This window comes from Curtobacterium pusillum (assembly GCF_007673235.1).
Taxonomy (GTDB): domain Bacteria; phylum Actinomycetota; class Actinomycetes; order Actinomycetales; family Microbacteriaceae; genus Curtobacterium; species Curtobacterium pusillum_C.
In genome coordinates this window covers 201,121-213,200 of the sequence record NZ_VDZH01000002.1, presented here as the reverse complement: position 1 = coordinate 213,200, position 12,080 = coordinate 201,121, and the positions used below count along the sequence as shown (strand labels likewise).

General features: G+C 71.3%; 13 protein-coding genes. 4 read left to right on the top strand and 9 right to left on the bottom strand.

Annotation, left to right across the window (positions count from 1 at the left end):
* Positions 1 to 12 precede the first annotated feature (12 nt).
* Positions 13 to 1,674: a glycosyltransferase family 39 protein gene (locus tag FS532_RS05665; protein WP_186321929.1), complete on the top strand. Its 1,662-nt coding sequence runs from the start codon at positions 13 to 15 to the stop codon at positions 1,672 to 1,674.
* 20 nt (positions 1,675 to 1,694) lie between these two features.
* Here the strand turns inward: FS532_RS05665 and FS532_RS05660 are convergent, their stop codons facing one another.
* From FS532_RS05660 to FS532_RS05640, 5 genes are all read right to left on the bottom strand, one after another.
* Positions 1,695 to 2,627, bottom strand: a complete 933-nt coding sequence (locus FS532_RS05660; RefSeq protein WP_144751219.1) for a 4-(cytidine 5'-diphospho)-2-C-methyl-D-erythritol kinase — start codon at positions 2,625 to 2,627, stop codon at positions 1,695 to 1,697.
* Positions 2,628 to 2,636: 9 nt separating this feature from the next.
* A complete protein-coding gene (locus FS532_RS05655) occupies positions 2,637 to 3,986 on the bottom strand; it encodes an O-acetylhomoserine aminocarboxypropyltransferase/cysteine synthase family protein (RefSeq protein ID WP_144751217.1) in 1,350 nt (449 codons plus the stop codon).
* Positions 3,986 to 5,038: an LLM class flavin-dependent oxidoreductase gene (locus FS532_RS05650; protein ID WP_144751215.1), complete on the bottom strand. Its 1,053-nt coding sequence runs from the start codon at positions 5,036 to 5,038 to the stop codon at positions 3,986 to 3,988. The genes FS532_RS05655 and FS532_RS05650 overlap by 1 nt, the downstream gene beginning before the upstream one ends.
* A 108-nt stretch (positions 5,039 to 5,146) precedes the next feature.
* The gene (locus FS532_RS05645; RefSeq protein ID WP_144751213.1) at positions 5,147 to 6,136 is read right to left on the bottom strand and encodes an ATP-grasp domain-containing protein; all 990 of its coding nucleotides are present in this window, start codon (positions 6,134 to 6,136) and stop codon (positions 5,147 to 5,149) included.
* A 67-nt stretch (positions 6,137 to 6,203) separates the two neighbouring features.
* On the bottom strand, positions 6,204 to 7,046 hold the full coding sequence (locus FS532_RS05640; RefSeq protein WP_144751211.1) for a helix-turn-helix transcriptional regulator: 843 nt from the start codon (positions 7,044 to 7,046) through the stop codon (positions 6,204 to 6,206).
* A 54-nt stretch (positions 7,047 to 7,100) separates the two neighbouring features.
* Here FS532_RS05640 and FS532_RS05635 point away from each other — a divergent pair, with 54 nt between their 5' ends.
* Positions 7,101 to 7,892: an SDR family oxidoreductase gene (locus FS532_RS05635; protein ID WP_260852581.1), complete on the top strand. Its 792-nt coding sequence runs from the start codon at positions 7,101 to 7,103 to the stop codon at positions 7,890 to 7,892.
* Between the two features lie 37 nt (positions 7,893 to 7,929).
* Here the strand turns inward: FS532_RS05635 and FS532_RS05630 are convergent, their stop codons facing one another.
* The 3 genes from FS532_RS05630 to FS532_RS05620 form a co-directional block, all read right to left on the bottom strand.
* Positions 7,930 to 8,343, bottom strand: coding sequence for a hypothetical protein (locus FS532_RS05630; protein ID WP_144751207.1), 414 nt, complete (start codon positions 8,341 to 8,343; stop codon positions 7,930 to 7,932).
* Between the two features lie 64 nt (positions 8,344 to 8,407).
* Positions 8,408 to 8,947 carry a hypothetical protein gene (locus FS532_RS05625; RefSeq protein WP_144751205.1) on the bottom strand — a complete coding sequence of 180 codons (540 nt, stop codon included), beginning with the start codon at positions 8,945 to 8,947 and terminating at the stop codon, positions 8,408 to 8,410.
* Between the two features lie 46 nt (positions 8,948 to 8,993).
* Positions 8,994 to 9,581, bottom strand: a complete 588-nt coding sequence (locus FS532_RS05620; RefSeq protein ID WP_144751203.1) for a hypothetical protein — start codon at positions 9,579 to 9,581, stop codon at positions 8,994 to 8,996.
* 336 nt (positions 9,582 to 9,917) lie between these two features.
* Between FS532_RS05620 and FS532_RS05615 the strand changes: the two genes are divergently transcribed.
* Both FS532_RS05615 and FS532_RS05610 read left to right on the top strand, forming a co-directional pair.
* Complete coding sequence (locus tag FS532_RS05615; RefSeq protein WP_144751201.1) at positions 9,918 to 10,388, top strand: YbaK/EbsC family protein; 471 nt, start codon at positions 9,918 to 9,920, stop codon at positions 10,386 to 10,388.
* A complete protein-coding gene (locus FS532_RS05610) occupies positions 10,388 to 11,224 on the top strand; it encodes a pentapeptide repeat-containing protein (RefSeq protein ID WP_144751199.1) in 837 nt (278 codons plus the stop codon). The genes FS532_RS05615 and FS532_RS05610 overlap by 1 nt, the downstream gene beginning before the upstream one ends.
* 2 nt (positions 11,225 to 11,226) lie before the next feature.
* On the opposite strand, the gene rsmA is transcribed toward FS532_RS05610, so the two are convergent.
* The gene (rsmA, locus tag FS532_RS05605) at positions 11,227 to 12,078 is read right to left on the bottom strand and encodes a 16S rRNA (adenine(1518)-N(6)/adenine(1519)-N(6))-dimethyltransferase RsmA (protein WP_144751197.1); all 852 of its coding nucleotides are present in this window, start codon (positions 12,076 to 12,078) and stop codon (positions 11,227 to 11,229) included.
* Positions 12,079 to 12,080: the final 2 nt, after the last annotated feature.

Here is a 12,080-nt window from a genome sequence, read left to right as displayed (position 1 = left end):
ACCGTCCAGTCCGTGAGCACTCCCCGGACCGGCACCATCAGCGTCCCCCGCACGACGGGGCTCGCACCGGTCCGCACTCGTTCCCGACGGCTCGTGTCGAGCATCGGGCTCGCCGTCGTCCGCACGCCCGAGCTCACGATCGGTGCCCTCGGGGTGCTCGTCGCCGCGGCCTTCGCCTGGGTGCCGTCGCTCTGGTACGACGAGGCCGCCACGGTCACGAGTGCGCAGCGGACCTGGGCCCAGCTCTGGGCCGAACTCCACAGTGTCGACGCGGTGCACGGGCTCTACTACGCCCTGATGCACGTCTGGTTCTGGCTCGTCGGGTACACGCCGTTCACGCTGCGGTTCCCGAGTGCCCTCGCCGTGGGCGTCGCAGCCGGGCTCCTCGTGGCACTCGGACGACGACTCGGCGGACGCCGACTCGGGATCACCGCCGGCATCGTGTTCCTCGCGCTCCCCCGGGTGCAGTGGGCCGGGTCCGAGGGGCGTCCGTACGCGACGATCACGACGCTCGCGGTGTGCCTGACGCTCGTCGGGATGACCGCGGTGCGCCGGACCCGCACCGGCCGCAGCCTGCACTGGTGGGTGGCGTACGGCGCGCTCGCCCTCGTCGCCGTGACCTTCAACGTCTACCTGTCGCTCGCCGTCGTCGCGCACGCCGTCACGCTGCTCTGGACGATGCTCGCTCGACGGACGTCACTTCGCCGGGCGACGGTCTCCCGGTCGGCGCGCATCCCCGGTCCGCCGCTCGTGACGGGTGCCACCCTGGTGCGGTGGGCGGTCGCCGCCGGCATCGCCGCCGTGGTCGTGTCCCCCGTCGTGGTGGAGATCGCCTCGCAGTCCAAGCAGGTGGCGTGGATCGCCGGGATCGGGCAGCGCACCGGCGCGCAAGTGTTCGCGACCGCGTGGTTCGGCGGGGTCGACTGGTACGCCGCAGTCGCGTGGGCCCTCGTACTGCTCGGGGTCGTCGGCGGCCTGGTCGAGGCGCACCGCCGCTCCGCGACCGTCCGCTCGCTGCTCCGCGCCCAGGCCGTCCGCGTCGCACTCCCCCTCGTGGTGATCCCGACCGCGGCGCTCGTCCTCGCCACCGCGATGGGCAAGCACCTCTACTCCCCGAAGTACGCGACCCTGAGCCTGCCGTTCGTCGCGCTGCTCATCGCACTCGCGCTGACGATGATCCGGCCGAAGGCGCTGCTCGCCGCCGCGGTCGGGGTCGTCCTCGTCCTGTCGGTGCCGACCGCGGTCGCCGTGAAGGAACCGCTCGCGAAGCAGGACTCGACCTGGGCGCGCGCCGCGTCGATCATCGCCGCCGAGCGGAGCAGCAACCGCGTCGACGCCGACGAGGGCGTCGTGTTCGGCAGCGTGTACGGCCACCCGGGCACGACGGCCGACATCATCCGCGTCTCCTACCCCGATGCCTTCGCCGGCATGACCGACCTCGGCGTCCGGAAGAACGGTGCCGAGAGCGGGGTGCTCTGGAACCAGACCGGTGACCTCGCCACGACGATCCCGAGCCGCCTCGACGACATCGACACGGTGTGGTTCGTCGGCGGCACGGTGAAGGCGCGCAACATCGAGCCGGAGACGGCGTCGGTCCTCGCCGCACACGGGTTCACGGTGGAGGAGCACTGGAAGACCGGCACCGTGGTCATCACGGAGTACGTCCGCCGCTGACGAAGCGCGCGGGGCGACGCTCAGTGCACCACGCGGGCGCCGTGCACCGGTCCGGCTGCCCGGACGGCCACCATGCCCGCGGCACTCAGCTCGACCTGGACTTCGAGCGCGGCATCGCGGTCGGCGACGAGGAAGGCAACCGTCGGCCCGCTGCCGGAGACCAGCCCGGCGAGCGCACCGGCCTTCTCGCCGATCTCGAGCGTCGACGCGAGGCGCGGCTGCAGGCGCATGGCCGGCGCCTGCAGGTCGTTGTACAGGCAGTCCGCGAGCAGGTCCGGGTCGCCGGCACGCAGGGCCTGCAGCACGTTCGCCTCGACCACGGGGGTCGTCGGCGCCGGCGCGATGTCGGCACGGTAGCGCTCGCGGTGTTCGTCGAGCGCCCGGTACACGGCCGGGGTGGAGAGCCCGTCGTCGCTCAGGGCGAGCACCCACTGGAACTCGCCCTTCGCCAGCGCCGGGCTGAGCTCGTCGCCCCGGCCCGTGCCGACCGCGGTCCCGCCGGCGAAGGCGAACGGCACATCGGCGCCGAGCTGTGCGGCGAGCCGCAGGAGTTCCTCACGCCCGAGCGCCGTGCCCCAGAGCGTGTCGACGGCGAGCAGCGTCGCGGCCGCATCTGCCGATCCCCCGCCCATGCCGCCGGCCACCGGGACCTGCTTGTCGATGGTCAGCCGGACGCCACCGCGGTAGCCCGCAGCGTCCGCCACGAGCCGAGCGGCCCGGATGGCGAGGTTCGACTCGTCCACCGGCACACCGCTCGTGTCGATCGGCCCGGTGAAGGTGACCGAGAAGTCGTCCGCCGGCTCGGCCGAGACGTCCTCGTACAGCGAGACCGCCTGGTACGCCGTCGCCACGTCGTGGTAGCCGTCGTCCTGCAGCGCCCCGACGGACAGGTACACGTTGATCTTGCCGGGGGCGCGCGTCCGCACGCGGGTCGGAGCGGCCAGCGTGGTCATGCCCCCAACCTATCCCGACGTGGCGGGGCTGACGCCCGACGTGGCAGGGCTGACCCCCGATGTCGCCGCCGCGAAGCCCCGCGCCAGGTCGGCGAGGATGTCGTCGACGTGCTCGAGACCGATCGACAGCCGGATCAGGCCGTCTCCGACCCCCGCGGCCGCCCGCTCCGACGAGGTCATCTGCACGTGCGTGGTCGACGCCGGGTGCACCACGAGGGACCGCACGTCGCCGATGTTCGACACGTGGTCGAACAGCTCGAGCGCCGCGACGAACCGGCGCCCCGCGTCGACCCCGCCGTCGAGGTCGAACGCGAGCACCGCCGAGGGGCCGGCGGGCACGTAGCGCTGCTGCAGGTGGTGCCACGGCGACGAGGGCAGCCCCGCGTAGTGCACGCCGAGCACCTGGTCGTGGGCGTCGAGCCACGAGGCCACCGCCGCAGCGTTCGACACGTGCCGGTCCATCCGGAGCGACAGCGTCTGGATGCCCTGCAACACCAGGAACGCGGTGAAGGGTGCGATCGCCGGACCGAGGTCCGCCGACAGCTTCGAGCGGGTGCGCTGGATGAATGCGCGCCGCCCGAACTTCGAAGCGAAGTTCGTGTTCGCGAACCCGGACTCCTCGGTGGAGGCCAGCTGCGGGTACCGGTCGGCGTGCGCGGCCCAGTCGAAGTTCCCGCTGTCCACGATCAGCCCCGCGATGGCACTGCCGTGGCCGGCGAGGTACTTCGTCGCCGAGTGCACCACGATGTCCGCACCGTGCTCGATCGGTCGGACGAGGTACGGCGTCGCGATCGTGTTGTCCACGATGAGCGGGACACCGGCCTCGTGGGCGACCCCGGCCACCCCCGCGAAGTCCAGGACGTCGCCGCGCGGGTTCGGGATCGACTCGCCGAAGAACGCCTTCGTCTCCGGACGGACGGCAGCCGCCCACTCCTCCAGGTCCGTCGGGTCCTGCACGAACGTGAACGCGATGCCGAGGTCGCGCATGGTCGACGCGAACAGCGTGTACGTCGCGCCGTACAGCGACGCACTCGAGACGACGTGGTCGCCGGCGCGCGCGACGCCGAGCACGGCCAGCGTGGTCGCCGCCTGGCCGGAGGCGAGCGCGAGCGCACCGACGCCGCCCTCGAGGTCGGCGATGCGCCGCTCGAGCGCAGCGGCGGACGGGTTGTTCACGCGCGAGTACGTGTGCCCCGGCGCGTTGAGCATGAACCGGTCGGCCGCGTCCTCACCGGACGGGTAGACGAACGCCGCACTCTGGGCGATCGGCGGGACGTTGGCGCCCCAACCGGGATCGGACTTGAACCCGGCCCGGATCTGCCGGGTCTCGAACGCCCACTCCTCCTCGGTCGTGCCCATCAGACGGCCGCCCCGGACGCCACGGCCACCGACGGTCGCACCAGCGGGATGACCTGCTCACCGAACCGGTCCATCTCCTCGAGCTGCGGCGAGAACTGCAGCAGCAGCGTGTCCACCCCGGCGTCCTCGAACTCGCGGATCCGCGCCGCCACCTGCTCCGGCGTCCCGACGAACCCGGGGCGGAGGCCTCGGTTCGACACCGAGTAGTCCTCCAGCGAGGGCACGTGCTCGAGCTGCGACTTCGAGATGAAGTCCTGGTACGACTCGTACGCCTGCCCGTGCTGCACGTCGGTGATGCGCGCGAGCTCGGCCTGCGCCTCGTCCTCGGTCTCGCGGACGATGACGTACGCGGCCATGCCGAACGCCTCGAACGGCGGCAGCCCGGCGTCGACACGGCGCTGCTTCATCTCGGCGATCTTCGTCCGGAGTTCCTCGACCGTGCCGCCGTGGGTGACGTAGGCGTCGGCGTACCCCGTGATCGCCGCCTTGCCGGCCTCGCTCTCGCCGCCGGCGTAGATGCGGGGCGTCACGCGGGGCTTCGGCTCCAGGTGGGCGTTCTGGATGTCGTAGTACTCGCCCGAGAACGAGTACGGGGTCTCCCGCCACATCCCCTTCATGACCTCGACGAACTCAGCGGTGCGCTTGTACCGGTCGTCGTGCTCGGAGAAGATCCCGCCGTACTGCTTGGCTTCCTCCGCCCACCACGCGCTCACGACGTTGAACGTGAACCGGCCACCCGAGATGTCGTCGATGGTCGCCGCCTGCTTCGCCGTCACGGCCGGCAGGTGGTAGCCCGGGCGCATCGCCGCCATGATCTCGAGCCGCTCGGTCGTCGCCGCGATGGCCGCGGCGAGCGACCACGCCTCCAGCGACGGCGCCGCCGTGCCCTTGATGTCGTTGAGGTTGAGCTCCGGCACGAGCGTCAGGTCGAAGCCGATGCGCTCGGCGCGCTGCGCCAGGCGCTTCACGTAGTCGAAGGTGACCGGCATGTGCTCGTTCTCGACGTTGCGCAGCCAGCCGCCGAAGAGCGGGGTCCAGTATCCGAATCGCACGGGGTGAGTTCCTTGGGGAGGTGGGGAGTGCCCTGGAAGGGGCGCGGAACGGACGGGAGGCGCGGGGCGGGCCCGCCACGGGCCTCCAGTCCGGTGGTTCTTGCGTTCTCAGGCCGTGAGTTGCGCTGCGTACTGCGTCTCCAGCAGGCCACCGAGGTACCGCGCGATGGAGCGCGGGCCGGAGGCCGGCGCCGTCTCCTCGACGGCGGGGTTGTAGTTCGTGTTCGTGTTGATGTCGTAGACGACCGTGCGGCCGTCCGTGGTCTCCATGAACTCGACGCCCGCGATCTGGATGCGCTGGTCGGCCAGGAAGGTGCGGAGCTGCTGGACGAGCGGGTGCTCGGCCGTGACCTCGGTGCGGACTTCGAAGGCGTTGGGCTGGCCGGCGCCGGGTACGTCGCAGACGGCCCCGGCGATGACCTGCGGGACCTCGCACGCGTCCGCCGGGCACAGCTCGAAGCTGCCGGCGCTCGTGTCCACGCGGACGGCGTAGACGAACTCGCCGCCGACGAACTCGACGCGGGTGATGAACGGCTCGCGGGCCGTCAGGTACTCCTGCAGCAGGGTGATGCCGTCGACGGGCTCCTCGAACTCCGGGCTGTCGACGTAGGCGTCGAACTCGGCGAGCGAGTCGAAGCGACGGACGCCGAGGCCCTTGCCGCCCTGGTTGTGCTTCGTGATGAACGGGACGTCCTGGCCGTCCGTGAAGGTGCGCGCGGCCTGCTTGAGCGTCGTCGTGCCGAACACAGCGGTCGTGCGGGGCACGTCGAACCCGGCGTTCTTGAGCAAGCCGTGCTGGGCGACCTTCGAGACCTCGAGCTCGAGGACGTGGCTGCCGCCGACGACCTGGCGACCCGCTCGCTCGAGCCAGCCGAGGACCGCGCGGGTGTACTCCTTCGAGTGCTCGTGGCCGCGGGTGTGGCTCGACGCCGACATGCGGGACCAGTAGACGCCCGGTTCGGGATCGGCGGCGAGGTCGATCTGCCCCTCGGTCAGGAGGATCTCCTCGACGGGGACGCCCTCGGCCTCGAAGGCAGCGGCGAGCGGCGGGAACCACTCGGGGTTCTCGTGGATGACGTACACGCGCGGAGTGCTCACCTCGCCACCATAGGCAGGTCGTGGTGCGCGCGGCCAAGTGTGTGACGCGCTGTTGCTCGCTCGTGTTTCAGTGTGTGAAGGCCTGCTGACCGACGACGCCGAGGAGCTCGAGCTTCTGGGCGTCCTCGGTCCCCGCCGGTGCGGTGAAGAGCAGCAGCGCCTGGGTCTGGCTCGTCGTGTGGAGCACCTGGCAGTCCACGGTGATGCGGCCGAGCTCCGGGTGCACGAAGGTCTTGTGGTCCTCCCAGCGGCTGGCCACCTCATGCAGGGACCACAGTGCGCGGAACTCCTCGCTGTTCGCTTCGAGATCGGCGATGAGCTCGACGGCCCGTGAGTCCTTCGGGCCCGCGGCACCCACGGCAGCACGGAGCGACGCGACCTGTGCCCGCGCGAGACGATCGTGCTGCTCGGGGGCGTACTTGGCTCGCTCGTACTCATTCATGAACCAGCGCCACGGCTGGTACCGCTCGTTCCCCGGCAGATCTGTCGTCGTGCCGAGCAACGCCGCACCGAGCCGGTTCTCGACGAGGGTCTCACCGAGGTCGTTCACCACGATCGCCGGTGTGTCCTCGAGCCGGTCGAGCACCCGGAGGATCGCCGGGTCGACGTGGTCGGAGCGGTGCACGCGTGCCGGAGCGTTGTGCCCCGCGAGGCGGAACAGGTGGTCGCGCTCGTCGAGCGTGAACCGGAGCGCCCGGGCGATCGCCGCCACCATCTGCTCGGAGGGCTGTGGCCCACGCTGCTGCTCGAGCCGCGTGTAGTAGTCGGCGGACATGCCCGCGAGGGCCGCGACCTCCTCGCGCCGCAGCCCCGGCGTCCGTCGACGCTGCCCGGAGCCCAGCCCGACGTCCTCGGGGCGCAGCAGTTCGCGACGGCGGCGGAGGAAGTCGGCGAGCCCAGGGCGGTCCATGTCCCTCATCGTGCACCGCCGCGGACGTCCGTGCCAGGGATCGGCGGTCCCCCGATGACGGCGCTCTGGTTCGGACGGTCGGGTGGGCGGATCGTGGTCGACATGGACATCACGAACTCCACCGTCTTCATCCCCGGCGCGACCTCGGGCATCGGCCTCGGGCTCGCCCAGCGCCTGCAGGCCGCCGGCAGCACCGTCGTCATCGGTGGCCGACGCCGCGCACTGCTCGACTCGCTGCACGACGAGTACGGCTTCGACACCGTCGAGCTCGACGTCACCGACCCCGCGTCGATCACCGCAGCCGCGGCCTCCGTCATCGAGACCCATCCGACGCTCGACACGGTCATCACGATGTCGGGCATCATGCGCGCCGAGGACCTCCGCTCGTCGGAGCACCTCACGGACGCCGTCGCCACCGTCGAGACCAACCTGCTCGGCACCATCCGCCTCATCGACGCGTTCCTGCCGCACCTGCTCAGCCGCCCGGCGTCGACCATCGTCACCGTGTCGTCCGGGCTCGCCTACACGCCGCTCGCCGCGACCCCGACGTACAGCGCCACCAAGGCGGCCGTGCACTCGTACACACAGTCCCTCCGCCAGCAGCTGACCGACTCGTCCGTGGCTGTGCTCGAGCTCGTGCCACCGGCGGTCGCCACGGACCTGATGGGCGAGGGCGTGGACTTCGGCGGGATGCCGCTCGACGACTTCCTGACCGAGGTGGTCTCGCTGCTGCAGTCCGGTGCTGCGCCGGAGATCCTCGTGCAGAACGTCCTGCCGCTGCGCTGGTCCGAACGGGACGGGAAGCAGCAGGAGCTCATCGAGATGCTGGCGGCCCGTCGGCACTGACGGCCCGCGACCGGCTCAGTCGGCGGCGCCGTCCGTTTCAGTCGGCGGCGCCGTCCGGTTCGCCGCGGGCCTCGCGCCGCCGGATGACGCCGTCGAGGAACCGGTTGACGAGGCGCCAGGCCGGCCACGTGAGGGCGCCCACGAGGGCGGTGTCGACCGGACGGCCGATGGCGCGGATCACCACGTAGGCGCCCGTCGCTGCCATGACAGTCGACAGGACGCCGGTGACGCGGCGCCGGTCGTGGTCGTCCTGGTCCTCGTCGTCGTCGGGGATTCGGTCGAACGCGATCCCCCACGCGACGAACAGGACACCCAGCAGGACAGCCACCCACGCGGCGTCGTCGGACGGATCGCGGAGCAGCGCCCGCACGGCGAAGACCACGATGGCGCACCCCGCGACCACTGCCGTCAGCAGGACGATCAGCGAGGCACGGGAGCGAGGTGCAGACACCCGTCGGAGCCTAGGGCCGAAAGACCGGTCCGCGCGCGCCCCCGTTCGCGTGGTCACGCGCCGGTCAGAGCCCGGCGAGCAAGCCCTGGAGTTCCGCCTTGGCGTCCGGCATGCGCTCCGGCCCGGTGAGGCGTTCGCGCTGCACCGCGATCCGGACGGTGTCCGCGCGGGAACCGTCCTCGGTGTTGAGGAGCACTGACTCGCGGTCGGGGAACGTCCACCGGGCCGACGGACGCTTCCCGCCCCGGCTCTCCGAGGTCGGAGGGAAACCGAACGCCTCCGTGAACACCGGCACGATGCCGTCGAGGACTGCCTCACGCTCGCCGGGCACCTGCCGGGACGCCGACACCGCGAAGGAGCCGTCGGACCGTTGCCCCGGGATCCGCAGCCCCCGAGCCTGCTCGTACCCGATGGTGACGCCCTGCGCCCACCACGAGTCGACGCCCTGGTCGACGAGCCAGGTCACGATCGCCGGGTGACCGATCGTCCGTCCGTCGGCCGCGTCGATGCGGGCGTACCAGTCCTCCGGGGTCCTCCCCGTGGCGGCCAGGACCTTGTCGGCGGCCATACCCTGCGCGTGCGATCGCACCGTCCCGTCGGTCATGCCGTCATCGTAGGGGCGGTGCGATCGCATCGCGCTCGTGGTCCCTTCAGGATCCGGACCAGCCGCTCGATCGTCGGCGTGCGCGGGTACCGCGCACGAACTGCTGCGGCGTGAAGATCGGCAGCAACGACGGATCGACCGCGCCGAACACCTGGTCGACCGTCGCGATGCCGTCGGCACCGGACGCCATCACCATCGCAGCGTGCACCGAGTCGAGCGCGGGCAGTCCGAAGCGCTCCCGGTAGTACATGACGTCCTCGAGCAACGGTGTGAGCTCGACGTAGACCGCATCGGTCAGTGTGATCAGCGCCTGCCACCGTGCGAGCATCTCCCTCGCCAACTCCGACACGGAGGGTTCCGAGCGCGTGCCTGCACCGCGCACCTGCCGTACGGCGAGGTCGAACGCGACGTCCTGGAGCTGCAACTCGAGCACGTCGTTGAAGAACACCGTGGTGTCCGCCGCGACCATCCGCTCCAGGAAAGCGGCAGCAGCGTCGTGTCCCGGCGCGCTGCGTTCCAGCGCAGCGAGCACGAAACTCCGTTCGAGCACGACGGCCGCCGGCATGGTCGTGGTCTCCTCCATCGGGAAGACCCGGCAGGGCTCGTCGATGGGGGCGGACTCGATGGGTGCCACTGTCAGACGCCCTGCCACGGCCGGCCGACGGGGCGTGGCGCAACTGTGAACGTCGAGGCGCTGAGGATCTGTCGGACACGCTTCGCTCGCTCGTCGGCGCTGCCGCTCGGTCGTACCCGGCGCGCCTCGATCTCCGCCGGTGTGAGGGTTCGAGGTGTGAACGATTCCGAGTGCTGGAGGCGTTCGAGTTGACGATGGGCGCTGTTCATGGTTGCTCCTCTTGGTTCGTGCTGCGACCGTAGATCGGCACGATCGCAGTGGGCAAACATGTTGTATTTCTTGCACAGGCTGACGACACTCGCGCGCGGACGGCGGATCGGGAGAGGATGGGCCGTGATGAACGACCGCCTCGCCACCGTCCAGCGCATCGTCGCCGAAGCCGGCATCGACTCCACCGCCCGCGAACTGCCCGACTCGACGCACAGCGCCGCGCAGGCCGCCGCCGCGCTCGGTACCGAGCCGGGCGCTATCGCGAGCAGCCTGCTGTTCCTGGCCGACGGCGAACCGCTGCTCGCGATGACGTCCGGGCGCCACCGGGTCGACACGGATCTGCTCGCCGGCCAGCTCGGCGTCACCGAACTCACCATGGCCACCGCGAAGCAGGTCCGGGAGGTCACGGGGCAGCCCATCGGCGGCGTCTCCCCCGTCGGGCACCCGGCACCGATCCGGACCGTGGTCGACGAGGCCCTCCGCGAGTACGACGTCGTCTGGTCGGCGGCAGGGACCGCGAACAGCGTGCTCCCCCTGACCTTCGACCAGCTGCTGACCCTGACGAGCGGGACCGTGGTCCGGGTCAACGAGCACTGATGGCGGCGCGGACGCGGGTCGAGCTGGGGCGACGGGAGGACCTCGGAGCCGACTGCGCGAACTGCTTCGGCCTGTGCTGCGTCGCGCTGGCGTTCGCGAGGTCCGCGGACTTTCCCTTCGACAAGGACGCCGGCGACCCGTGCACCAACCTCGACGAGGCAGACGGCTGCCGCATCCACCCACACCTGCGCGAACGAGGATTCTCCGGCTGCACGGTGTTCGACTGCTCCGGTGCAGGCCAGAAGGTCTCCCAGCACACCTTCGCGGGCCGGTCGTGGCGGGACGACGCCGAGACGCAGCGGTCGATGTTCGCCACGTTCCCGATCGTGCGCCGGCTCCACGACCTCCTGCGGTACCTCGACGAGGCGATCACGCTCGTGCGTCGGACGGACGACGAGACTCGGTGGGTCACGGCGTTCGAGCGCGTCCGATCACTCAGCGACGGGACACCAGGCGAGCTCGCGACCCTCGACGTCGACGCGGAGTACGACCACGCCCGCCCGCTCCTGCTCGAGGCGAGTGCGATCGCCCGCGCGCGGGGCCCGCTCGGCGCCGATCACCGGAAGGTTGGTCCGGGGGCGGACCTCGTCGGCGCGGACCTGCGCGGCGCGGACCTCCGCGGAACGACACTGCGCGGTTCCCTCGCGATCGCGGCGGACCTCCGGCGCGCTCTGCTGGAGCGCTGCGACGTGCTCGGCGTGGACCTCCGCGATGCCGATCTGCGGGGTACCGACCTCCGCGGTGCGGTGTTCCTCACCCAGATGCAGGTCAACGCGGCGAAGGGCGACGCGGCCACGCTCCTGCCAGGAGGGTTCCAGCGGCCGGGCCACTGGTGAGTTCAGTCCGCCGCGGCGAGGACCGTCCGGCCGAGGCGTACGAAGTCGTCGGTGCTGAGCATCTCGCCACGTGCGGTCGGGTCGATCCCGCCGGCGGTGAGGAGTTCGGACGCACGAGCACTGCTGCCGAGGACGCCGGACAGGCTCTGACGGAGCATCTTCCGACGCTGCTGGAACGCCCCGTCGACGAGCGCGAACACCTGCGCACGGAGCGCTTCGTCGCCCGGCTGATCGTGCCGGTCGAACCCGACGAGCACGCTGTCGACGTTCGGCACCGGCCAGAACACCTGCCGGCTGACCTGCCCGGCGATCGACCACGAGCCGTACCAGGCGGCCTTCACGCTCGGGGCGCCGTAGACCTTGCTGCCCGGCCCCGCCGCGATGCGGTAGCCGACCTCGGCCTGCACCATCACGAGTGCTCGCTCGATCGACGGGAACGTGGCGAGCAGGTGCAGCAGGACGGGCACGGAGACGTTGTAGGGCAGGTTCGCGACGACGTGGGTCGGCGCTTCCGGCAGATCGTCCGCCGCAACGGCGAGGGCGTCCTGGTGCACGACGCGGAGCCGGGCCGAGGGCTGCATCGTCGACACGGTCGTCGGGAGCTGCGCCGCCAACCGGCCGTCGATCTCCACCGCGGTGACGGATGCGCCGGTCTCGGTCAGCCCGAGGGTCAGCGAGCCCAGGCCCGGGCCGATCTCGAGCACCTTCGAGTCGCCGGTCACGCGGCCGGACGCGACGATGCGTCGGACGGTGTTGGCGTCGTGCACGAAGTTCTGGCCGAGCTTCTTCGTCGGGGTGACGTCGAGCTTGGCAGCGAGGTCCCGGATCTCCGCCGGGCCGAGGAGCGACGCCACGA

Excerpts from the sequence above, each read along its gene's own strand:
- FS532_RS05660 (WP_144751219.1), bottom strand. The coding sequence starts at position 2,627 with ATGACCACGCTGGCCGCTCCGACCCGCGTGCGGACGCGCGCCCCCGGC.
- FS532_RS05655 (WP_144751217.1), bottom strand. The coding sequence starts at position 3,986 with ATGGGCACGACCGAGGAGGAGTGGGCGTTCGAGACCCGGCAGATCCGG.
- FS532_RS05640 (WP_144751211.1), bottom strand. The coding sequence starts at position 7,046 with ATGGACCGCCCTGGGCTCGCCGACTTCCTCCGCCGCCGTCGCGAACTG.
- FS532_RS05635 (WP_260852581.1), top strand. The coding sequence starts at position 7,101 with ATGACGGCGCTCTGGTTCGGACGGTCGGGTGGGCGGATCGTGGTCGAC.
- FS532_RS05625 (WP_144751205.1), bottom strand. The coding sequence starts at position 8,947 with ATGACCGACGGGACGGTGCGATCGCACGCGCAGGGTATGGCCGCCGAC.
- FS532_RS05615 (WP_144751201.1), top strand. The coding sequence starts at position 9,918 with ATGAACGACCGCCTCGCCACCGTCCAGCGCATCGTCGCCGAAGCCGGC.
- FS532_RS05610 (WP_144751199.1), top strand. The coding sequence starts at position 10,388 with ATGGCGGCGCGGACGCGGGTCGAGCTGGGGCGACGGGAGGACCTCGGA.